Genomic DNA, 21,786 nt, shown 5'->3' with positions numbered 1-21,786 from the left:
TGAGCAAGAAAAACTCTCGATCGCCCCAGACCGCCCCGCGACTGCCCATGAGTGAGGTACCTCTCCCGGGAATCGATCCGGCATGGTCCACCACGGTCACGGTTGCCTCCACCGCCGCCGTGGAACCCGTGCGCGGTCGCAAGCGTCGCTGGCACCTGTTGGACAACGGTCCCGCACTGGAAAAAGCGGGCAAGACCCCGCGCGGCCTCATCCTGGCAGTGCACGGCAACCCCACGTGGTCCTACCTGTGGCACAGCGTGCTTGAAGCCGCAACCGATTCCGACCAGCCCTGGCGCGTGGTCGCCGTGGACCAGTTGGACATGGGCTTCTCCGAGCGCACCGAGCTGTTCCGCCGTTTGGAGGACCGGGTCCAGGACCTGAGCGATCTCACCGCCGAACTCGGTATCGATACGGCGGACGTCCCCGTGGTCACGCTGGCCCACGACTGGGGCGGCCTGATTTCCCAGGGCTGGGCCCAGGAACACCCGAACATCCATGCGGCCACCATTCTGACCAACACTGCGGTTCACCACGACAACGCGGAACCCATCCCCACCGCGCTGCAGGTCGCTCTGAACTCCGCGTTGCACCAGCCGCTCACCAAGGAAACCACCGCTTTCCTGGACACCACTCTCGCCTTGGCCGATCCGGCTCCGAGCCGCGAGGTCAAGAAGGCTTTCAAGGCCCCGTACCGCACGCGCGAACGCCGTCAGGCCATTGCGAATTTCGTGGCGGACATCCCCGCTCCCAAGGACCACCCCTCGCACGCTGCCTACGAGCGCATTGCGGGTCGCATGAGCGCCCGCGAGGTTCCCACGCTGCTGTTGTGGGGCACCAACGATCCCGTTTTCCAGCAGCGCTACTTGGACGACCTCTTGCGCCGTGCCCCGCACGCGGACGTCCACCGCTTTGAGGGTGCTAAGCACCTGGTGGGTGAATCCCGCGATATCGCAACCCCCATCCTCACGTGGCTCGACGAGCACTTCGGCGATGGGCTGCCGCTCACGCAGCAGCACCGGGAGAAGCGCGCCAACGCCTCTGACGATTTCTCCCCGTTCTTCGCTGAGCTCGATGCCCGGCGAACCGATGACTCCCCCGCCGTGGTGGATATGGGCCCCGTCGCCCAGACCATGGACGGCACTGCCCCGGCCTTGAACGTGGAACGCACTGTGACCTGGGCGCAGCTCAGCTCCGAGGTGGATCGCCTGGGTGCCGCCCTGTTGCGCACCGGGGTGCGCCCCGGCGATCGCGTGAACCTCATGGTCCCCCCGAGTTCGCTGTTGACCACCCTGATTTACTCCTGCTTGCGCATTGGCGCCGTGATCGTGGTCGCGGACCAGGGCCTGGGTCGCAAGGGGTTGACCCGTGCACTCAAGGGTTCCTCCCCTGACTGGTTCATCGGTATCCGTAAGGCCCTGGTGGGAGCCAAGGCCCTCGGGTGGCCCGGACGCAAGATCTCCGCAGTGAGCCTGGACCCCGTGACCAAGAAGGCCCTGGGCATCGAGCACACCATTCCGGAGCTGCTGGACTCTGTCACCACCGTGAACCACGGCGAATTGCCAGTCGTGGATCCGGATGCCGAGGCCGCCGTGTTGTTCACCTCCGGGTCCACCGGCCCCGCCAAGGGCGTGGTCTACACGCACCGTCAGATGGCGGGCATGCGCGATGCAATCCGCGTGACCTACGGGCTGCGCGCGGGAACCGGCCTGGTGGCAGGCTTCGCGCCGTTCGCACTTCTGGGCCCCGCTCTGGGAGCCGCATCGGTGACCCCGGACATGGACGTAACTCAGCCCAAGACGCTGACCGCGCGCGCTCTCGCCGAAGCCGTGATGGCCATCGACGCCACCGCGATCTTCGCCTCCCCCGCGGCCATCTCCAACGTTCTGACCACGGCAGATGAGCTCGCACCGGCGCAGCGCGATGCACTGTCCCGAGTGAATCTGATGCTCTCTGCCGGCGCTCCGATCCCGGAAGCACTCCTGGAGCGTCTCCAGACACTGCTCCCGGCCGCAGAGCTACACACGCCGTACGGCATGACCGAGGCGCTGCCGCTCACCGATGTCAGCCTGAATGTCATTCGAGCCGCACGGGAGGACGCCCAGATGGGCTTCCCCGGTGCCGGCAACGGCGTGTGCGTGGGCACCCCCGTTCACGGTGCCCAGTTGGGTATCCTGCCGCTCGATCACTCGGGCGCGGTGATCGACGAGATCACCACCGAACCGGGTGTCACCGGTGAAATCGTGGCCCGGGCACCTCACGCCAAGGACCACTACGACCGGCTGTGGATCACCGAGCGCATCTCGGACCAGACCCCGGGCTGGCACCGCACGGGCGACGTCGGCCACTTTGACGCCAAGGAACGCCTGTGGGTCGAGGGCCGGTTGGCCCACGTGATCAATACGTCGCGCGGCCCGGTCACTCCGGTGGCTGCCGAACATGCCGCCGAATCGATCCCCGGTGTGGGCCGCACCGCACTGGTGGGAGTGGGCCCGCAGGGTTCGCAGACCACCGTGGCAGTGATCGAAACCGAGCCCGCGCCGCAGAAACCGGGTCTTGCCCCGGCTGACCTCGCAGATCGGGTGCGAGCCACCGTGGAGTTTGCCACCGGAATCCGCCCGAGCGCGGTTATGGTGATTCCCGAACACCCCACCGATATCCGACACAATTCCAAGATTGATCGGGCCGCGTTGAGCCAGTGGGCTGAGCGCGTACTTTCCGGCGGAAAGATGAGCGCACTGTGAGTAAATCCCCAGACATCACTCCCGACCCCGTTTCCCGTTCCGGACACCACCGCGCGGACACTCCAGCGGACACCACGGGCGACCGCAAGGCCAAGGCGCCGACGGCGACGTCGTCGGCGCCCGAATCGACGAAGAGCTCCCGTCGCGACGAGGTCGGCTCCACGTCGACCGAAGGCGAGCTGACCGGCAAGGGCCGCACCGTTCTGGTCACCGGCGCTTCCGGAATGCTGGGCGGCGAGGTCGCACGCACCCTGCTCGAAAAGGGCTGGCGCGTGCGCGTTTTCCAGCGCGGACACGCCACCGTGGCCAACCGCGAGGGTGTGGACGAGGTGCTCGGCTCGGTCACCGACCCGGGGGCCGTGGCCAAGGCGCTTGAAGGTGTGGACGACATCGTGCACCTGGCCGCCAAGGTCTCGTTCGCCGGTGACTGGGAAGACTTCGTACACGTGAACATCACCGGCACGCGCGTGCTGCTGACCGTGGCGCAGGAACTCGGCGTGCAGAACGTCGTATTTGTCTCTTCCCCGTCCGTGGCCCACGCGGGCACCTCGATCGAGGGCGCGGGTGCAGAGCCCGCCAACCCGCGCACCGCGCGCGGCAACTATGCCCGTTCCAAGGCCGCCGCCGAGCTACTGGCCCTGGAAACCGATGGCCGCGGCCTGCGCGTGGCCGCCATCCGGCCGCACATCGTGTGGGGCCCGGGCGACACACAGCTCGTGGAGCGAATCGTGGACCGTGCGGGCGCGGGCCGACTGCCCAACCTGGACCATGGCGCGGCCATGATCGACACGACCTACATCGACAACGCTTCCGAGGCAATTGCACGCTGCCTGGAGCGCATCGACTTCACCCACGGCAAGGCCATTGTGGTGACCAATGGTGAGCCCCGCCCCGTGGGTGAGTTGGTCGCACGCATGTGTGCCGCTGCCGGTGTCGACGCCCCCACCCGGTCCGTGCCCGGAAAGGCGGCTCGTGTTGCAGGCAAGGTCATCGAGAAAGTCTGGCCCCATATCCCGGCCAAGCTGCGCGGACACGATTCCGAGCCGCCCATGACGGAGTTCCTGGCCGAGCAGATGTCCACCGCGCACTGGTTCGATCAAAAGGACACGCACAAGCTGCTGGACTGGAAGCCGTCCGTGACGATCGACCAGGGCATGGAGCGCCTGTCCCAGCATTACAAGGACAGACCGCGCCCCGAGCGCAACACCGGCTCGGTGGCGGCCGAACGGGTCACGGAGGTCGCCGACGATCAGCGCGTCAGGGCCGAGCGCGCCGCGGACGCCGCTGGCAGTGGTCGCAGCGATACGATGAACGATTCGCAAAGCGTTCGCGCAGAATAGTTCCCTCGGTGCCCGCGGCCTCACACCGCGGGCACCGTTGTCCCGCGCGACCGTAAGCGTTGAGTGAACGGGCAAAGTACCCGGACTCACCATTCACATTGACATAGAGCGAGTCGAAACTCGTCCCGCCGGCATCCAGGGCGCGGCGCATCACGGCTTGGCAGGCTTCGATCAGCCGCTGTGTCTTGGCCGCCGTCATCGTTTCGGTGGGTGCGGCCCAGTGCAATTGGGCAGCCCACAGGGCCTCGTCCGCGTAGATGTTACCGATCCCGGAGATCAGGCCCTGGTCCAACAGGGCGCGTTTGATACCGGTCTTCTTGCGCCGCAGAGAAGCATGGAAGACAGCTGTATCAAAGGCGGGATCCAAAGGATCCAGGGCTATGTGGGCGGCGTGTTCAGGAACCGGTCCCCCGCCCTGCGGACTCGGCACCAGCGGGTCCAGGAGCATTCCGCCGAAGATCCGCTGATCCACGAAGCGCAGTTGCTCCGGCAGAGATTCCCCCGTCTCGGATGGGGCCGGGGACAGTTCGAAGCGCAGCCGTTCGTGCCGGGGCGCGGGCTGGCCGTTGGATGCCACCAGCAGCTGGCCACTCATCCCCAGGTGCACGAGCAGGGCTCGAGTTGCCTCGGTTTCGTCAGCTGAACGGACGGGCAGCCAAAGGAATTTCCCCCGGCGTTGCGCGTCCGTGACGGTCAGACCGGTCACCCGGTCAATAAAGTCCTGGGGTCCGGCCACGTGCCGGCGCACGGAGCGCTCGTCATTGACGGTCACGTGTTCGATGGTGCGGCCGACCACCCAGTTGGCTACGCCGCGCCGGACAACTTCTACTTCGGGAAGTTCGGGCACGAGTTCAGGCCTTGGGGCCGTAACGGTCGTAAATCGCTTGGCAAGCCGCCGCCGCAGCAGCGCGTTCGGAGGCCTTCTTGGACGTTCCCTCACCGTGGCCCATGACATTACCGTTCAGGGAGACGGAAGCCTCGAAGTGGCGGGCATGATCGGGTCCGGTGCCAGCGACGTCGTAACGCACCGGTCCCAAACCGTGGTGGGCGGAGAGCTCGCTGATCTCGGTCTTCCAGTCACGGCCCTCATGGAGCACGTGGGAGTCTTCGAGCAGCGGAATAATGAGACGGAGCACCAGGTCGCGGGCCGGCTTGTCACCGGTGGACTCGTAAGTGGCGCCGATCAGGGCTTCCATGGTGTCCGCAAGAATCGATGGCTTTTCGCTACCCCTGGTGCGGATCTCGCCCTTGCCCAGGCGAATGTGCGGACCGAGGTCCAGAGACCGTGCAATGTCCGCGAGAGTGCGTGAGGAAACCACCGAGGCGCGAAGTTTGGCCAGCTGGCTCTCGCTCCAGTCACCGTAGCGATGGAAGATCTCGTCCGTCACGGCCAACTGGAGAACAGCGTCTCCCAGGAACTCGAGGCGCTCGTTGTGTTTTTCGCCCTCGTGTTCGTACGCGTAGGAGCGGTGTGTCAGCGCAATGCGAAGCGTCTCGGTGCCGATATCGACACCGAGACGCTCAAGCAATGCACCGGAATCCGGCATGGTAGTCACGCTTACGCGTCAGCTACCTTGCGTCCCTTGTATTCGTAGAACAAGGGGGTGCCGGCGGAATCGGAAACGACCTTAGCCTGGTGCGGCAGGCTGTAGCTCACCTTGCCGTTTTCGACGGTCTTCACCAGTTTGGGGGCGTTAGCCTTCCACTGGGAGCGGCGCATCCGGGTATTCGCACGGGAAAGTTTCCGCTTGGGAACAGCCACGGCTATCTCTCTTCTCTCGTCTCGGTTGTCTGGTCCGAAGTGTTAGAACCCTGGTCGGTACTGCTCAACAGCCCTTCCAGAGCGGACCAACGTGGGTCAAGCACTTCGTGGTGGTGATCCGGGTCTTCCTCGAGTCGCGCACCGCATTGGGCGCACAGACCCGGGCAGTCAGCCCGGCACACCGGTTTGAACGGCAGCTGAATGATCACTGCGTCCCGAAGCATGGGTTCGAGATCAATTTCCTCGTCCCGCACTTCATACACTTGCTCGTCTTCAATGTCCTCGTCACCTTCGGGAGAGGCATCGAACACGAAAAGTTCTTGTACGTCGACCGGTAAATCATAGTCAATCGGATCGAGACATCTGCTGCACTCACCGTGAATACTGACTATGACGGTTCCGGATACCAGAATACCGTCGTGCACGGATTCGAGTCGAAGCTGCAGATCCATGGGCGCGCCTTCTGGCGAACCTATGACCTCCGTACCAAAGTCCTTTGGCGCGGGGACCTCAATCTCCAGGTTTCGCATGGTCCCCGGACGGTGTTCGAGATCCCGGACGCTGTGCGTAAGGGCTGAACTATTGCGGTTAATCACGAAACTCCTGGCTGACGACATGGGCCGACAGATCATGGTAGCACGCACCCACGGTGACGGGCCACGCGGGGCCCGCCGAGCGGCGTCGTTCCCGCCACGGTGTAGTGGCTGACGTGCTTCGGTGCGGACTGATGAATGGTGGGGTCGGAACGCGGCTATGCTGCGCGGTCGCGTTCCTTGATGGCGTCCAGGACCTGGGGCGGGACGAACTCGCTGACGTCCCCGTCCAGGCCGTGGACTTCCATCACGAGCGTAGAGGATAAATGCAGCAGCGACGGCTCCCCCGGGATGAACACGGTCTCCACGCTGGTGAGGGTGCGATTCATGGTGGCCATGGGCAGTTCGTAGTCGTAGTCCGCGCCGTTGCGCAGCCCCTTGACCAGCGCCACGGCCTCACGGCTCGCTGCATAATCGGCGATCAACCCGGATTCCAGCGGCTCCACGACCACCGAGGGTTCATCCGCGAACACCTCGCGCACAAGCCGCAGCCGCGTCTGCTCGTCGAACCGGTGCTTCTTGTTGGGATTCGTGGACACCGCCACGATCACCTCGTCGAAGAGCCGACAAGCGCGGCGGATCACGGCCACGTGGCCCAGGTGAATCGGGTCGAAGGAGCCGGGGCAGATTGCGCGTCGCATTCCTCCACCCTAACGGCCGGGCGCACGCCGACGGCGCCCTCCCGTCGACCAGCCCCGCCGCACCGACAGCCCCACCGCCCGACCAATGCACCGCACAGCAATCGTTACGACGCAGCTCGGCCACGCGAGGAGCCTTCCCTAGACTGATTCCATGACAGCGCACACCTCCGGTTCACCGTCCACTCCCTCCCAGCAGGTCGCCGCGCCGTGGCAGCGCATGGCCGCCGGCGGCGGGCTCCTGGATACTTCTGGACAGCTGCGCTCCACGGTCTTCGAGGAGATGACGGCGCTTGCCCAGCGCACCGGTGCCGTGAACCTCGGCCAGGGCTTCCCGGATTTCCCCGCGCCCGAACGCATGGTCGACGCCGCGTCGGAGGCGTTGGCCGCGGGTCACAATCAATACGCGCCCATCAAGGGCATCCCGGCGCTCCGTACCGCCATTGCCGAACACCAGCGTCACTTCTACGGCCAGGAGCTGGACACCGAGTCCCAGATCATCGTCAGTGCCGGTGCCACCGAGGGACTGACGGCCAGCCTGTTGTCCTTCCTGGAGCCCGGAGACGAGGTGGTCGTGTTCGAACCCCACTACGACCTCTACGGTGCGGTAATCCGCTTCGCTGGGGCCACCGCGGTTCCTGTTCCGCTCTTGCCGCCCGCGTTCACACCCGATCCCGACGACGTTCGCGCTGCTTTCTCGCCCCGAACCCGCGCCGTGATCCTCAACGACCCGCACAACCCCACGGGCACCGTGGCATCGCGCGAGTTCCTCACGCAATTGGTCGAGCTGGCCACCGAGTTCGACGCCGTAATCGTCACCGACGAGGTCTACGAGCACTTGCGCTTCAACGGGCAGCACGTCCCGATCGCCACTCTGCCCGGTGCGTTCGATCGCACCTTGACCGTGTCATCCGCGGGAAAGACCTTTTCCGCCACGGGGTGGCGCGTGGGCTGGGTCAGCGGCCCGGAGCACCTGATCCGCGGGGTCACCGCGGTGAAGTCGTACATGTCCCACAGTGCGGCCGCTCCCCTGCAACATGCCGTCGCGGAGGCCGTGGGATTCTCACCCGAGTTCTACGAGCACCTATTGGTCGATTACCGCGACCGGCGTGACGTTTTGGTCAACGGCTTACGCGAGGCCGGGTTGAACCCGCCGGAACCGCAAGGCACCTTTTTCGCGGTGGCCGATGTCAGTGATCACTACGCGTTGGCCGGAGTCAGCAACGCCAAAGAACTCGGCGAGCACTGGGCCGAGAACGCCGGAGTCGTGGGGATTCCAGTCTCCGCGTTCGTGGGTGAAGCCAACCGGGGCCTCTACGCGGACTGGCTCCGGTTAGCTTTCTGCAAGCGCACCGATGTGCTGCGCAAGGCGATGGCCGATCTCACCCTGTCGCTTTGAAATCCAGAGCCATGTAGCCCTGAGGAAGCTCGGGAACGAGAAATTCCCGCCCCATGAGGACTGCTCAATCGGCCTCTAAACGGATTGTGGGTCCTCGGAATGCTCGGCGGCGGACTCCTCGCCCGGGGTCTCCTCGACGTACCAGAGGACCGTCTCGCCGTGGGTGGTGTGTTCCAATCGCTGCAGCCCCTCCGGCCACGTCGGTTCCTCGGTGCGCGCGGAACGTTCCACCACAATGACTGCGCCTGGGCCGAGATGACCGACCAGACGCCCCAGCAGAGCGGTCAGGTCTTCGTTGGGCAGCGGATAGGGCGGATCCACGAGTACCAGGTCCCAGCGGCGGCTTCCCAGCCGGGTGAGAAAGGTGGCCACCGGGGACTGCACCGTGGTGATCTCGATATCCGGTCGAGCACCGGCAAGCACCTGAGCATTCGCCCGACACACCGACGCCGCCCCGTTGGCTTTCTCCACCAGGGTCACCTCACGCGCTCCCCGGCTTGCCGCTTCCAGTCCGAGAGCACCCGAACCCGCGAACAAGTCCAGTACGCGGGCGTCCTCGCACATGCCCCACGCCTCCAGGCGAGCGAACAGGGATTCCTTAACGCGATCGGTCGTGGGTCGGGTGGCCGAACCGGGCACTGATTTGATGCGCAGTCCGCCCGCGGCCCCGGAAATAATGCGTGTCATCCGCGCTCCAAAAATGCCTGGCTGTTCTCATCCACCACTCGCCCAATGGCCGCGAGCAGTTCTGTGTGCTGGTTCAACGTTGGGTCCTCGGCAATGACTGCTTCCGCGTCCTCACGGGCGCGGGTCACCAGGGCTTCGTCCCGCAGCGCACTGATCCAGCGCAGGCCGGACTTCCGGCCTGACTGCGAGGCACCCAGGATGTTGCCCTCGCGGCGCAGCTTGAGATCCACCTCCGCGAGTTCGAAACCGTCCGTGGTCGAGGCGACCGCGGCCAGTCGTTCCCGGCCCGGATGATCTGGACGGCTGCGGGTGACCAACAAGCACGTGCTTTCGTGCTCGCCACGGCCGATGCGTCCGCGCAGCTGATGCAGCTGGGAAATTCCGAAACGTTCGGGGTCCACCATGATCATGAGCGACGCGTTGGCAACGTCCACACCAACTTCAATCACCGTGGTGGAAATGAGCACGTCGATCTCACTGGCCGCGAACCGGTTCATCGTTTCAGTCTTCACGAGCGGGTCCTGCCGCCCGTGCAGCACAGCAATCCGAGCATCCCGCAGCTCCGGTTGCACGCTGATCAGGCGTTCGAGCCACTGCACCGTGGCCGGTGCCGCGCCGTCCCCGTCATCGCCTTGTTCCTGGGCCGCGAGCAACGAGTCTCGCAGGGAATCGAAGGGCGGGAGGGCGGCGTCGTCGCCGATCTTGGGCGCCACCACGTAGACCTGACGGCCGCGCGAAATGTGCTCGCCCGCGAGCGCCCACACGCGCCGTTCCCAGGAGGGACCGTGTTCGGCCAGGCCCACCACGTGCGTGTGGATGGGGCGGCGGCCGCCGGGCAGCTCGCGCAGGGTACTGACGTCCAGGTCGCCGAAGACCGTCATGGCCACCGTGCGCGGGATGGGCGTCGCGGTCATGACCAGGGTGTGAGGAGTGTGCCCGGCCTTATCGCGCAGGGCATCGCGCTGTTCCACGCCGAAGCGGTGCTGTTCATCCACGACCGCCAGACCGAGATCGGCGAACTGGACCTTCTCCTGAATGAGCGCGTGGGTGCCCACCACGATGCCAGCGGCGCCGCTCGCGATGTCCAACAACGCGGCGCGCTTGGCCGCGGTGGGCAGCGAACCGGTCAACAACACGACCTTGGTGCCGTCCGGATCGCCGTCCAATTGATCGGGGCGGGCGAGGGGGCCAAGTGAGGCCAGGATTTTGTCGTAGTGCTGCTGGGCGAGCACTTCGGTGGGGGCCAGCATGGCCGCTTGACCGCCGGTGTCCACGATCTGCAGCATCGCGCGCAGGGCCACCACGGTCTTACCGGAACCCACGTCGCCTTGGAGCAACCGGTTCATGGGCGCGGTGCCGGCCAATTCGGCCTGGATCTGCTCACCCACCGCTTGCTGGCCGTCCGTCAGGGTGAACGGTAGGGCGGCGTCGTAACGAGACAGCAGGCGGCCCGCGCGGGCGGGACGCTCCTCGACGGGCTGGGACGCGTGGTCATGACGACGCCGCGCGAGTTCCGCTTGGAGCACGAAGGCCTCTTGGTACCGGAAACGTTCTTGTGCCTTCTGGAAGGCCTCCACGGATTCCGGGCGGTGCAGGTCACGGTAGGCCTGCGCCAGTCCGACCAGCTTCTCGCGGTCCAGGATGTGTTGCGGAATCGGGTCCGTCAGTGAGTCCAGGTCCGCGGTGAGCAGGAGTTGTTGAACGGCGCGGGTGAGCCGCGGAGTGGTTAGTTTGCCACTTTCCGGATACACCGGAATGGGATAGACCTCTCCGGACTGGGACGTGAAGTCCGTCACGGAATCAGGGGTGTCCACCACGGCGTAGTCCGCGCCGGTCATGGACAGATTGCCGCGGTACAGCTCGGGTTTACCCGTGAACAGTGCGTGCGTACCCACGGGCAGTTCCTTCTGAGCCGTGTATGCGTTGAAGAACGTGATCTTCAGTGAAGCGCCCGTGCCGTCCGAGACGATCACATCGGTCAAGCTTCGGCGTGGGTCCCGCTGCATGCGCCGCGTGGACGAGGATTCCACGCGGGCCACGAACGAGGTTCGTTCCCCGGCGACCAGGTCGCCCAGCAATTGCAGGTGGCCGCGGCGGATGTAACGGCGCGGTGCATAGTCCAGCAGCTCGCCCACCGTGGTGATGTCCAGATCCTTCTCGAGCAACTTGACCGTGCTGGTGGGCGAATTCCCCGAAATATAACGGGTCAGCGGCTGGTCCAGGAGCCCGGCAAAAGCCGAGACGGGCTGTACGGAGGTGGTCACGGGGAAACCCGGGGCTCGTCAGAACCCAGTGACGTGACGCTGACATTGACCGCCTGACCGCGGGCGCGCATCAGAGTCAGTGCTTCCTCCGGGTCTTCAACGTGAACGTGCACGCGCCATGTGTACCCGTGGTCCGTCTCGTTCACGGCGCTGACCAGCACGCTGTCTCCGGCGCCGTCCAGTTCGTGGCGCAGTTCGGCAGCGTCCAGTGCGGACAGTTCCACGGTGCACATGACCTCGAAGCCCACGGAGGCGTGGTTCTCACTGTGTCCGGAATGTTCGGAGTAGTCGCGAATGATGTCCGGGACCGGGTTATGGCGTTGCTCGTCCCCGGTCAGAGCAGACCTGAGCTCAACCAGAACGATCAACATGCCCAGCGCACCGGAATCCACGGTACCGCGTTCATGCAGGACCGGGAGCTGGTCCACGGTGTCGATCACCGCGTGACTGCCACGGGCGACCACCAGGTCCATCCAGTCCGAGAGCTGTTGGTTGGAGCCGTCCGGGGAGTTCTCGGGAAGTGACACCTTGCTCACTGCTTCGAGCACGGAAATCAGCGTTCCCGCAACGGGATCCGTCAGCGCTGACCAGCACCGAACCTGAGCTGCGGAAAACGCGTCACGCAGGTCGCTTGCCGTCACGCGTGTGGAGACCTCGAGCGAGGTCCCCATGGCGGTGAGCGTCAGGGCCATGAGCACACCGGAATTACCGCGGGCCTGTTCCAGTGCTGCACGGCCCGCGTGCTGTAGCAGCTCGCCGATGTCGTTGCCTTCGATCAGCTGTGCGGCCTCGGTCGCATAACCCACGGTGGTGCTGAGGTTGACGCCGGTATCCGAATCGGCCACGGGGAAGACGTTGAGATCATTGAGTACGTCCGTGTGCTCCACCAGAGCACGGTGCGCGGAGTCCAACCAATCGCGCACGGCCGATACCGTAGAGCCTCCCTTATGGCTCAAAATGATCCCATCCTTCACCCACGTCGTAGCCGAGCCATTCGCCGGGTTCCTGCCCGGCAATGGTGACGGCGGTGTTCCCGTGATCCGCCGGTCGACGGTCTGCGGGCGCACACGAGCCTATCGCACGCATGCCCGGGGGAACCTGGACGCCCGGTGGAACCACCCCGAGCAAACCGTGGTCCTCTCCCCCGGTCAGTACCCAGCGCCACGGGTCCTCTCCCGCGGCTTCTCCCGCACGTGCGAGCTCGGCCACGGATTCTTCCAGCGCGGCCGGGTCCAGATCAATGACGACGCCGCTGGCCCGGGCCACTCGCCCCGCATCGCGTAGCAGACCGTCCGAAATGTCGATCATGGCACTCGCGCCGGCTCTGGCGGCCCTGGGCCCAGCGGGAATCGCCGCCAGGGGACGCAGCTGCGCTCGTTCGAGATCTTGCCGTTCTTCCGTGGCCAACCGGTCCCAGCCACTGCCGGGCGAGGCCTCCAGTGCGCTCAGGCCCGCGGCTGCATGGCCGAGCACGCCCGCGTGCACCACGGTTCCCCCGGCGCCCGCTCCTGAGCGCAACACTGGGTTACCTTGCTCCATGACGCCCAGCACCGTTGCGGTCACGGACAGTTCACGGCCGCGCCCCAAATCGCCGCCAACTAGCGCGCACTCTGACGCGCCGAGGCGTTCGAAGGCGTCTTTGAGCCCGGCGGCGAAATCCTGAACCCACCGCACCGGAGTGTCACCGGGCAGGGTCATCGACACGACCATGGAGGTGGGAACCGCGCCCATCGAGGCGATGTCCGCAACGTTTTGCGCCGCGCACTTGTGGGCCGTGTCCGCCCCCGTGGTTTCGTAGCCGTTGGGCCAGCGGACCCGGAAATCCTGATCAACCACCTGCGTGTCGGTGGTGATGACCACGCGACCCTGCGGAACCGCCACCACCGCGCAGTCGTCCCCCGGCCCCACCTCCACGTATGACGAGGAGGTTTTGGACAGCGGTAAGAACGCTGACAGCAATTCGGATTCGGAGACCTGCTCCACCGTGGCTGAGGGGGTCGATTCGGGGGAAACGGTCATGGGATCAGCGTAACGAGCGGCACACCCCTGCACGCAGATGCCACCCCGTCCGCGCGTCTACAGTGGAGGGCATGATGTTCACCCGCGCGCGTTCCCAGGACGGACCACATGGACTCCACATCTCCACACGCCGCGCGGCGTTGGCGACCATGGCGCTGAGCGGCCTGGTCCTCGCCGGTTGCGGTTCCCCTGTCTCTGTTGACGGTGCACCGCACAACACGGACCCCGCGTGCGCTTCCGCCATGCTGGCCATGCCGGAAACCATGGGTGATCTGGATCAGCGGGCCACCACAAGCCAGGGCACTACCGCCTACGGCGATCCTTCAGGAGTCATCGTGCGGTGTGGCGTGGAACCGCCCGCACCCACCACCGACCCGTGCACCAACGTCAACGGTGTCGACTGGCTCATTTCCGAGGTCGAGGGCCAGGAGAACCAGTGGCGGGCCGTCAGTTACGGTCGCTCCCCCGCCGTGGAGCTGCTCTTCGACACCGGCCGGGTCCCCTCATCCACGGCAATCGTGGAGGCCGGCAGCGCCGTGGCACAGATCCCCCAGGAGAACACGTGCCTGTCCGTCTCCGACACCCTGGATTTGCAGAACACCCCCTGACCCGCTCGCGGGCCAAGGGGTGCGTAAAAGTCGGGATCTCTCGTCTAGCGCAGGCCCACGGGACGCTCGAGCGCCAGTGAAATCAGCTCATCAATCAGATCCGTGTACTCGAGACCGGACGCCGCCCACATGCGCGGGTACATGGAGATGGGCGTGAAGCCGGGCATCGTGTTGATCTCGTTGATGATCACTTGGTGATCGGGTGTCACGAAGAAATCGCAGCGCGAGAGTCCTTCACCGTCAACGGCGTCGAACGCCACCACAGCCTTCTCCCGCAGGGTCTCGATGACCTCCTCGGGGAGGTTGGCGGGGCAGGACAGCCGAGCGCCGTCGTCCTCCACGTACTTGGCCTCGAAGTCGTAGAAGTCGTGACCCTGGACCTCAATCTCGCCGGGAAGGGACGCGCGCGGCGCGGCCCATTCATGACCGCCCAACACGGCGCACTCGATCTCGCGACCCACGATCCCCGCCTCGATCACGAGCTTGAGGTCGTGCTGGCGCGCCGTCTCGATCGCGCTGTCCAGATCCTCGGCCCGGTCGACGCGAGTGATTCCGAATGACGATCCCGCACGAGCGGGCTTCACGAACACCGGGAACCCCAGTTCCGCGACGCGCTCACGGACCTTCTCGGGGCTGTGCAACCAATCGCGATTGTGCACCACGGTGTACGGGCCCACCTCCAAACCGGCGGACTCGAAGGCTACCTTCATGAAGTGCTTGTCCATGCCGATCGCGGAAGCCGAAACGCCGCAGCCCACATAGCGAAGGTCAGCGAGCTCCAGCAGCCCCTGCAGGGTGCCGTCTTCACCGAACGGTCCGTGCAGCAAAGGGAAGACAGCGTCGATGTGCCGGCCGCGCGTCAGCGAGCCACCCTCGGCAGTCAGGTTGTGAACGAGCAGCTCACTCTCCCCCGCCTGCAACGGCAGGGTTACGCGTTGATCACCCGCGGGCAACGTGGCCATGGGCTGGCTGTCCAAGAGTGCTTCCAGCTCTTCCTGGGAGTACAGGAACCACGCCCCGTCGGTGGAGATGCCAACGCTCACCACGTCCCACCGGTCGCGATTGACGGCGCGCAGCACCGAACGTGCGGTGATCAAGGACACCGAGTGTTCCGAGGAACGGCCCCCGAACAACACGGCGACGCAGGGTTTGGTGGCCTTATCGGCCCCCTCCGCGGTCGCTTGAGCGTTCTCCGCAGTGTTCGTCATGCGCTGTTCCCTTCGGATTTAAGATCGCGGCCGAGCAGCTTGGGTGCCAGCTGGTCCACCGGAATGTCGCCGCGCAGCACACCCACCACAGCCTCCGTGATGGGCATTTCTACGTCGTGTTCTTGAGCCAGGGCCAGTACTGCAGGGGCCGATCTGATGGCTTCCGCGGTCTGGGTCATGGCGTCCTGGACCTGAGCGATACTCAGTCCCGAACCCAGCAGCCTACCCGCAGTGTGGTTCCTGGACAGCGAGGACGAACATGTGGCGACCAGGTCGCCCATTCCAGACAGCCCGGACAGAGTGGTCAGATCTCCACCCAGCGCCAGCGCCAGTCGAGTGGTCTCTGCCAGTCCGCGAGTCATCACCGAGGCCTTGGAGTTGTCACCGTAGCCGCGTCCGTCGCAAATTCCCACGCACAGGGCGATCACGTTTTTCACCAGGCCGCCGATTTCCGTGCCCGTGACATCCGTGTTGGTATACGGACGGAAGTACGGGGCGGCACAGCAACGGGCCACCCACGCGGCGGTGGTCAGTTCGGGAGCCGCGACCACCGATGCGGTGGGCTCCTCCCGTGCGATTTCCATGGCGAGGTTCGGGCCGGACAACACGCACGATCGGCGTACCCAGCCTTCATGGCCGGTTTCTGTGTGCTCCGCCAGGGCCTGGGCAATGACCTCGGTCATGCGAAGTCCGGAGGTGGATTCCAGTCCCTTGGCCAGGGACAGCACCACGGCGTCCGGGTCGATATATTCCGCGGCGGTGGCCAATTGAGCTCGCAGTGACTGCGCGGGAATCGCGGCCACGACCAGTCGGGCCCCGGTCAGAGTCTCCCGCAGATCGGAGTTGAATCGGATCTCACCGGGCAGATCGATGTCGGGCACGTATCTGTCGTTGCGTCCGGTCTCACGAATCCGTGCCATGGACTCGGGGTTGCGGCCCCACAAGTAGACCGTGCGCTCTACGCCGGCGTCGCGAGCGGCGTCGGCGAGGACCTTGGCGAACGTGGTGCCCCACGACCCGGCACCCAGCACGGCGACTTTGCCCGGGCCGTTGGGTTCCTCGGCCAGGGCTGTCAACGACGACGCCGCAGCGGCTTCCGGGGGTGCCTCACGGTCGATCGGTCGGCCGGTCGAAACGTTCATCGTGATTCCTTGCGGGCGCGGGGATCGAAACGGTCCGAGGGTGCTTGTTCACCGCGAAGCTCGGACAAGAGGCTGGTGATGCGGTCCATGATCACGGTGGTCGCGTAATTGAGGTCGTCAGCGGTCGGGTGGTCCGTGGTGTGCTGGCCGGGACGCATGAGGTCCTGTGGCTGGAGCGGTTCACCGATGAGTACCCGGACTTTCTTGGGCGGGAACAGGTTGAACGTCCGCTTGCCCTGCGGGTCCCGGTACAGCACGTTCTGATCGCCCCAGTGGGCCATGGGCACGACCGGCACCTGGCCCTGCAATGACAACCGTGCCGCTCCCGTGCGGGCGCGCATGGGCCACATTCGAGGGTCACGGGTGACAGTGCCCTCCGGATACACCAGAATGGCACCGCCGTCATTGAGCTCGACGAATGCGGCTTCGAGCGAATCCTTGGCCCGAGTGGTCCCGCGGTAGACGGGAACCATGCCGATGTGAGTGAGCAGTCGCCCCAGGACGGGCACACGGAACAGAGATTCTTTGGCCAGGAACCTGGGCATGATGCCTGACTTGTAGACCGGGTAAGCCACCGTAATGGGGTCGATCTCCGTGAGGTGGTTGGCCGCGACCACGAATCCACCCGTGGCCGGAAAGTTCTCGGTCCCCCGCCAGGAAATCTTGGCCACCAAACGGTAAAGGGGAATGGCGATCCCCGCCAGAACCCGGTACGTGGACCGCTGCGACGTTCTACTCACTCGAGCATTCTCTCCCTACACCGCTCGTGACAGACACTCGCTGGGCCGATAGTTGCTCAGCGCTCTTCGAGGTCGAAATCCGCGCCCAGTCCTGTCAGTTTATCGGTGAAGTGTTCGTAGCCTCGCTTGATCAGTTCGATCCCGGTCACGTGGGACACCCCGTCCGCCGCCATGGCCGCGATCAGGTGCGAGAACCCGCCACGCAGATCGGGGATGTTGATATCCGTGGCCTTCAACGGAGTAGGTCCGGAGATCACAGCGGAGTGCAGGAAGTTACGTTGACCGAACCGGCACGGTACGGAACCCAGGCATTCGCGGTGCAACTGGATGACCGCGCCCATGCGGTTGAGCGCACGGGTGAAGCCGAAGCGGTTCTCGTACACGGTCTCGTGCACGATCGACACGCCCTTGGCCTGGGTCAGAGCCACCACCAGGGGCTGCTGCCAGTCCGTCATGAAGCCGGGGTGCACGTTGGTTTCCACGATGAGCGGGTTGAGGTCGCCGCCGGGGTGGTAGAAACGGATTCCTTCGTCCCGAATGTCCAAACCGCCACCGAGCTTGCGGTAGGTGTTGAGGAACGCCATCATGTCCGCCTGGTTCGCCCCGGCCACGAAGATGTCGCCGCCGGTGGCCAACGCTGCGGAACCCCAGGACGCGGCCTCGATTCGGTCCGGCAGAGCACGGTGCTTGTAGCCACGCAGCTCGGGAACGCCCTCGATCCGGATCACGCGGTCGGTTTGGACCGTGATGATCGCGCCCATCTTTTGCAGGATGGCGATCAGGTCCATGATCTCGGGTTCGGTGGCCGCGCCACGCAGTTCGGTGTGTCCCTCGGCGCGCGTTGCGGTGAGCAGCACCTGTTCGGTGGCGCCCACGGACGGGTAAGGCAGATCGATCTTGGCGCCCTGCAGACCGTGCGGTGCGCTCATGCGGATGCCGGATTCCAGCTTCTCCACGCGCGCGCCAAAGTTGCGTAGCACTTCCAAGTGGTAGTTGATGGGCCGGTCACCAATGCGGCAACCACCCAGGTCCGGGATGAACGCCTCGCCCAAGGCATGCAGCAATGGGCCGCACAGCAGAATCGGGATCCGGGAATCCCCCGCGTGTGCGTCGATGTCCGCGTGTCGCGCCTGGGTGACGTTGGAAGGATCAAGGGTGAGAACGCCGTCCGCACCGTCACGCGTAACCGTGACCCCGTGCAGCCCCAGGAGATCGGTCACCACGGAAACGTCCTTGATATCGGGAACGTTTCCCAGGACTGACGGTGTGGAACCGAGCAGCGCAGCGACCATGGCCTTGGGAACCAGGTTCTTGGCTCCGCGCACGGTGACCTGCCCTGACAGCGGAACTCCGCCGGTGATTCTTAAAGAACTCATGACCTACCGATCTCGGGGAAGAAAAGGTTCCGTCGCATACCGCAGTACGGAACCCGCCCATTCTAACGAGTCGACAGGGTTATTAGTGCACTGACTTCTCAGCTTTTAGCCGGAAGCGTGACCGGTTTGAACCCCGGGCGCTCGTCTTCGTAGGCCTTGATGTCCTCATCATGTTGCATAGTGAGACCAATGTCATCCAGGCCTTCCATCAGACGCCACCGGGTGTAGTCGTCGATCTGGAAGGGAACGGTGACCGTGTCGCACGTGATGGTCTTGGATTCGAGATCAACCTGGATCTCGATACCGGGCTGCTCGTCCATGAGCTTCCACAACAGTTCCACGTCAGACTGATCCACCTGGGCCGCCAGCAAACCCTGCTTGCCGGAGTTGCCGCGGAAGATATCAGCGAAACGCGACGAAATGACCACATTGAAGCCGTAGTCACGCAGCGCCCACACCGCGTGCTCACGAGACGAACCCGTGCCGAAATCCGACCCGGCCACCAGCACCGAACCGTCCTTGTACGCGTCCTGATTGAGCACGAAATCCGGGTTTTTACGCCAACCCGCAAAGAGAGCGTCGTCGAAACCGGTCTTGGTAATGCGCTTGAGGTAAACGGCCGGGATGATCTGATCCGTGTCCACGTTCGACTGCTTGAGCGGCACGCCGGTACCGCGGTGAGTGATGAATTTCTCCATGGTGAGGTCCTAACTACAGTTACTGGGCCGCCTGCCGGTCCGGCGGGGCACCAAGAATCGATTTAGACGGCGGGCACGGATTCCAGGTCCGACGGCGCGCTGAGCGTTCCACGCACAGCGGTGGCCGCGGCGACCACGGGCGAGACGAGGTGAGTACGGCCGCCCTTGCCCTGGCGTCCTTCGAAGTTGCGGTTGGACGTCGAGGCGCAGCGCTCCCCCGGTGCCAACTGGTCCGGGTTCATACCCAGGCACATGGAGCAACCGGCAAAACGCCAGTCCGCACCGAAGTCCTTGAAAACTTGGTCCAGTCCCTCGGCCTCTGCCTGCAAGCGCACCTTGGCGGAACCGGGAACCACCATCATGCGTACGTTCTCAGCCTTGCTCCGGCCCTTCACGATGTCCGCAGCAATTCGTAGATCCTCGATGCGCGAATTGGTGCACGATCCCAGGAACACCGTGTCCACCGGAATCTCCTTCATGGGAGTTCCCGCTTCCAGGCCCATGTAGTCCAGCGCGCGGCGGGCGGCGTCCTTGGCGTTGTCGTCTCCGGCGTCCTCGGGATTCGGAACGTTCTCGGACAGCGGCACGCCCTGACCCGGGTTGGTGCCCCACGTGACGAACGGCTCCAGCTCGTCCGCGTTGATGAACACCTCGTTGTCGAACTCCGCACCCTCGTCCGTGTGCAGGGTGTTCCAGTACTCAACCGCGGCATCCCAGTCTTCACCCTGCGGAGCGTGCGGGCGGCCCTGCACGTAGTCGAAAGTGGTCTGGTCCGGGGCGATCATGCCAGCGCGGGCGCCGGCCTCGATGGACATATTGCAAATGGTCATGCGTGCTTCCATCGACAACGACCGAATGGCCGAACCGCGATACTCCAGCACGTATCCCTGGCCACCGCCGGTGCCGATCTTGGCAATCACGGCCAGGATGATGTCCTTGGAGGTCACCCCCGGCCTGAGAGTGCCTTCAACGTTGATGGCCATGGTCTTGAACGGCGCGAGGGACAGGGTCTGAGTGGCCATCACGTGCTCGACCTCGGACGTACCGATGCCGAAGGCCAGCGCGCCGAACGCGCCGTGGGTCGACGTATGGGAGTCGCCGCACACCACGGTCATACCCGGCTGGGTCAGACCCAACTGAGGCCCCACCACGTGCACGATGCCCTGTTCTGCGTCTCCCAGGGAGTGCAGGCGAACGCCGAATTCTTCACAGTTGGCGCGCAGGGTGTCGATCTGCTTGCGGGAGGTCTCGTCCTTGATGGTCGAGAAAATGTCCTCGGTGGGCGTGTTGTGGTCCTCGGTGGCGATCGTCAGATCAGGGCGGCGCAACCCGCGTCCCGCCAACCGCAGACCCTCGAAAGCCTGGGGGCTGGTGACCTCGTGGACGAGGTGAAGATCGATGTAGATCAGGTCCGGCTGACCGTTCTCGCCCTGACGGACCAGGTGGTCGGCCCAGACCTTTTCCGCGAGCGTGCGCGGAGTGGCGCTGGAATCCTGCGCAATGGTGCGGGCTCCGGTGGTTTCTGACATCTAAACCTCTCCTGATCATGGCTGCGCCGGAGAACCGGACGCGGGGTACCTCGCGTGGATCGCTCGGCGCCGTGTTTTCTCTATGGTCCACGGGACACGCCGAACAGTTCCAGTGTACTCGCTTGCTTCTCGCATTGTGAGACGGCAGTCTTAGAGCATGGACAATCTCGACGCGATGGATCCCACCGGTGCACCCCTCGGAACCCCTCTGGGCGGCCAGGGCACGGGAGCGGGTATGCCCGTGGAGTCGTCGTTTTCCCCGTCGGGCGTGGGCGTCATCGACAAGGCGTCTCTCATCCTGGACGCGCTCGAAGCAGGCCCAGCTTCCCTGGCAGAGCTCGTGGAGGCCACGGGGCTCGCTCGACCGACCGTTCACCGACTGGCAGTGGCACTGGCCCACCACCGATTCGTCGGGCGCGATGTGCAGGGTCGTTTCGTCCTGGGGTCACGGGTGGTCGAGCTCGCGTCCGCCGCGGGCGAGGATCGTCTCATTTCCGCCTCGGCTCCGGTTCTGCTCCAATTACGCGATGCCACCGGTGAGTCCTCGCAGGTCTTCCGCAGGCAGGGTGAGTGGCGCGTGTGCGTGGCCTCCGCCGAGCGGCCCATCGGCCTGCGAGACACCATTCCGGTGGGCACCCAGTTGTCCATGAAGGCCGGTTCTGCGGCCCAGGTCCTGATTGCATGGGAGGACCACGCACGGTTGATCGAGGGCCTCGCCCATGCTCGCTTTTCGGCGACCACGTTGGCGGGCGTTCGACGCCGCGGCTGGGCCCAGTCGATCGGCGAGCGCGAACCGGGCATCGCCTCGGTGTCGGCACCGGTGCGCGGGCCCTCCGGTCGAGTCATTGCGGCCGTGTCCATTTCCGGCCCCATCGAGCGCTTGTCCAAGCAGCCTGGCCAGAAGCACGCCGAAGTGATTGTGCAGGCCGCCCGCCAGCTCACGGAGGCTGTGCGCGTGAGCGCCGCGTGAGAACCTGATTCAACAGCTCCACGGAGTCGACACATGCAGAACGGGACGGGGATTACTCCCCGTCCCGTTCTG

20 protein-coding genes are annotated in these 21,786 nt (G+C 65.1%); 5 read left to right on the top strand and 15 right to left on the bottom strand.

The window, feature by feature from the left end; genetic code table 11:
- The first annotated feature begins 47 nt into the window (after positions 1-47).
- Complete coding sequence (locus ABD283_RS01430; RefSeq protein ID WP_344223283.1) at positions 48-2,741, top strand: alpha/beta fold hydrolase; 2,694 nt, start codon at positions 48-50, stop codon at positions 2,739-2,741.
- Positions 2,738-4,081: an NAD-dependent epimerase/dehydratase family protein gene (locus ABD283_RS01425; RefSeq protein ID WP_344223281.1), complete on the top strand. Its 1,344-nt coding sequence runs from the start codon at positions 2,738-2,740 to the stop codon at positions 4,079-4,081. Before ABD283_RS01430 ends, ABD283_RS01425 begins: the two co-directional genes overlap by 4 nt.
- Here ABD283_RS01425 and mutM read toward each other — a convergent pair.
- The 5 genes from mutM to coaD all read right to left on the bottom strand — a co-directional run bounded on the left by mutM (position 3,999) and on the right by coaD (position 7,077).
- On the bottom strand, positions 3,999-4,928 hold the full coding sequence (mutM, locus tag ABD283_RS01420) for a bifunctional DNA-formamidopyrimidine glycosylase/DNA-(apurinic or apyrimidinic site) lyase (protein ID WP_344223280.1): 930 nt from the start codon (positions 4,926-4,928) through the stop codon (positions 3,999-4,001). The genes ABD283_RS01425 and mutM overlap by 83 nt on opposite strands.
- Positions 4,929-4,932: 4 nt before the next feature.
- The gene (gene rnc, locus ABD283_RS01415) at positions 4,933-5,637 is read right to left on the bottom strand and encodes a ribonuclease III (protein WP_344223278.1); all 705 of its coding nucleotides are present in this window, start codon (positions 5,635-5,637) and stop codon (positions 4,933-4,935) included.
- Positions 5,638-5,639: 2 nt separating this feature from the next.
- Positions 5,640-5,843 carry a 50S ribosomal protein L32 gene (gene rpmF / locus ABD283_RS01410; RefSeq protein ID WP_031273047.1) on the bottom strand — a complete coding sequence of 68 codons (204 nt, stop codon included), beginning with the start codon at positions 5,841-5,843 and terminating at the stop codon, positions 5,640-5,642.
- A gap of 2 nt (positions 5,844-5,845) precedes the next feature.
- A complete protein-coding gene (locus tag ABD283_RS01405) occupies positions 5,846-6,439 on the bottom strand; it encodes a YceD family protein (protein ID WP_344223277.1) in 594 nt (197 codons plus the stop codon).
- Between the two features lie 155 nt (positions 6,440-6,594).
- On the bottom strand, positions 6,595-7,077 hold the full coding sequence (gene coaD, locus ABD283_RS01400) for a pantetheine-phosphate adenylyltransferase (protein WP_344223276.1): 483 nt from the start codon (positions 7,075-7,077) through the stop codon (positions 6,595-6,597).
- Positions 7,078-7,228: 151 nt separating this feature from the next.
- Here coaD and ABD283_RS01395 point away from each other — a divergent pair, with 151 nt between their 5' ends.
- Complete coding sequence (locus ABD283_RS01395; RefSeq protein ID WP_344223275.1) at positions 7,229-8,473, top strand: aminotransferase class I/II-fold pyridoxal phosphate-dependent enzyme; 1,245 nt, start codon at positions 7,229-7,231, stop codon at positions 8,471-8,473.
- A gap of 75 nt (positions 8,474-8,548) precedes the next feature.
- Here the strand turns inward: ABD283_RS01395 and rsmD are convergent, their stop codons facing one another.
- Genes rsmD through thiL form a run of 4 tightly spaced genes read right to left on the bottom strand, consistent with a single transcriptional unit; the run spans position 8,549 to position 13,443 of the window.
- The gene (rsmD, locus tag ABD283_RS01390) at positions 8,549-9,160 is read right to left on the bottom strand and encodes a 16S rRNA (guanine(966)-N(2))-methyltransferase RsmD (RefSeq protein ID WP_344223274.1); all 612 of its coding nucleotides are present in this window, start codon (positions 9,158-9,160) and stop codon (positions 8,549-8,551) included.
- On the bottom strand, positions 9,157-11,424 hold the full coding sequence (locus ABD283_RS01385) for an ATP-dependent DNA helicase RecG (protein ID WP_344223273.1): 2,268 nt from the start codon (positions 11,422-11,424) through the stop codon (positions 9,157-9,159). The genes rsmD and ABD283_RS01385 overlap by 4 nt, the downstream gene beginning before the upstream one ends.
- Positions 11,421-12,347, bottom strand: a complete 927-nt coding sequence (locus ABD283_RS01380) for a DAK2 domain-containing protein (protein ID WP_344223271.1) — start codon at positions 12,345-12,347, stop codon at positions 11,421-11,423. Before ABD283_RS01380 ends, ABD283_RS01385 begins: the two co-directional genes overlap by 4 nt.
- Positions 12,348-12,369: 22 nt before the next feature.
- Complete coding sequence (gene thiL, locus ABD283_RS01375; RefSeq protein ID WP_344223270.1) at positions 12,370-13,443, bottom strand: thiamine-phosphate kinase; 1,074 nt, start codon at positions 13,441-13,443, stop codon at positions 12,370-12,372.
- A 71-nt stretch (positions 13,444-13,514) separates the two neighbouring features.
- On the opposite strand from thiL, the gene ABD283_RS01370 reads away from it, so the two are divergent.
- Positions 13,515-14,051 (top strand): DUF3515 domain-containing protein, encoded by a 537-nt coding sequence (locus tag ABD283_RS01370; RefSeq protein ID WP_344223269.1) that lies wholly within the window; start codon positions 13,515-13,517, stop codon positions 14,049-14,051.
- 44 nt (positions 14,052-14,095) lie between these two features.
- Here ABD283_RS01370 and ABD283_RS01365 read toward each other — a convergent pair whose 3' ends face one another.
- The 6 genes from ABD283_RS01365 to leuC form a co-directional block, all read right to left on the bottom strand.
- Positions 14,096-15,259: a D-alanine--D-alanine ligase family protein gene (locus tag ABD283_RS01365; RefSeq protein ID WP_344223268.1), complete on the bottom strand. Its 1,164-nt coding sequence runs from the start codon at positions 15,257-15,259 to the stop codon at positions 14,096-14,098.
- The gene (locus ABD283_RS01360) at positions 15,256-16,335 is read right to left on the bottom strand and encodes an NAD(P)H-dependent glycerol-3-phosphate dehydrogenase (protein ID WP_425552785.1); all 1,080 of its coding nucleotides are present in this window, start codon (positions 16,333-16,335) and stop codon (positions 15,256-15,258) included. The genes ABD283_RS01365 and ABD283_RS01360 overlap by 4 nt, the downstream gene beginning before the upstream one ends.
- Positions 16,336-16,397: 62 nt before the next feature.
- On the bottom strand, positions 16,398-17,141 hold the full coding sequence (locus tag ABD283_RS01355; RefSeq protein ID WP_344223266.1) for a lysophospholipid acyltransferase family protein: 744 nt from the start codon (positions 17,139-17,141) through the stop codon (positions 16,398-16,400).
- A 56-nt stretch (positions 17,142-17,197) separates the two neighbouring features.
- Positions 17,198-18,517, bottom strand: a complete 1,320-nt coding sequence (gene murA, locus ABD283_RS01350; RefSeq protein WP_344223265.1) for a UDP-N-acetylglucosamine 1-carboxyvinyltransferase — start codon at positions 18,515-18,517, stop codon at positions 17,198-17,200.
- A 98-nt stretch (positions 18,518-18,615) separates the two neighbouring features.
- Complete coding sequence (leuD, locus tag ABD283_RS01345; RefSeq protein ID WP_344223264.1) at positions 18,616-19,215, bottom strand: 3-isopropylmalate dehydratase small subunit; 600 nt, start codon at positions 19,213-19,215, stop codon at positions 18,616-18,618.
- A 62-nt stretch (positions 19,216-19,277) separates the two neighbouring features.
- A complete protein-coding gene (leuC, locus tag ABD283_RS01340; RefSeq protein ID WP_344223263.1) occupies positions 19,278-20,744 on the bottom strand; it encodes a 3-isopropylmalate dehydratase large subunit in 1,467 nt (488 codons plus the stop codon).
- A 235-nt stretch (positions 20,745-20,979) separates the two neighbouring features.
- Here leuC and ABD283_RS01335 point away from each other — a divergent pair, with 235 nt between their 5' ends.
- The gene (locus ABD283_RS01335; protein ID WP_344223365.1) at positions 20,980-21,714 is read left to right on the top strand and encodes an IclR family transcriptional regulator; all 735 of its coding nucleotides are present in this window, start codon (positions 20,980-20,982) and stop codon (positions 21,712-21,714) included.
- Positions 21,715-21,786 lie beyond the last annotated feature (72 nt).

It is taken from the genome of Kocuria atrinae (assembly GCF_039531425.1).
GTDB lineage: Bacteria > Actinomycetota > Actinomycetes > Actinomycetales > Micrococcaceae > Kocuria > Kocuria atrinae.
This window is presented reverse-complemented; position numbering and strand designations above follow the sequence as displayed.

Coding starts and splice junctions, on each gene's coding strand:
- ABD283_RS01430 (WP_344223283.1), top strand. CDS start 48: ATGAGTGAGGTACCTCTCCCGGGAATCGATCCGGCATGGTCCACCACG.
- coaD (WP_344223276.1), bottom strand. CDS start 7,077: ATGCGACGCGCAATCTGCCCCGGCTCCTTCGACCCGATTCACCTGGGC.
- ABD283_RS01395 (WP_344223275.1), top strand. CDS start 7,229: ATGACAGCGCACACCTCCGGTTCACCGTCCACTCCCTCCCAGCAGGTC.
- rsmD (WP_344223274.1), bottom strand. CDS start 9,160: ATGACACGCATTATTTCCGGGGCCGCGGGCGGACTGCGCATCAAATCA.
- thiL (WP_344223270.1), bottom strand. CDS start 13,443: ATGACCGTTTCCCCCGAATCGACCCCCTCAGCCACGGTGGAGCAGGTC.
- ABD283_RS01370 (WP_344223269.1), top strand. CDS start 13,515: ATGATGTTCACCCGCGCGCGTTCCCAGGACGGACCACATGGACTCCAC.
- ABD283_RS01365 (WP_344223268.1), bottom strand. CDS start 15,259: ATGACGAACACTGCGGAGAACGCTCAAGCGACCGCGGAGGGGGCCGAT.
- murA (WP_344223265.1), bottom strand. CDS start 18,517: ATGAGTTCTTTAAGAATCACCGGCGGAGTTCCGCTGTCAGGGCAGGTC.
- leuD (WP_344223264.1), bottom strand. CDS start 19,215: ATGGAGAAATTCATCACTCACCGCGGTACCGGCGTGCCGCTCAAGCAG.
- leuC (WP_344223263.1), bottom strand. CDS start 20,744: ATGTCAGAAACCACCGGAGCCCGCACCATTGCGCAGGATTCCAGCGCC.
- ABD283_RS01335 (WP_344223365.1), top strand. CDS start 20,980: ATGCCCGTGGAGTCGTCGTTTTCCCCGTCGGGCGTGGGCGTCATCGAC.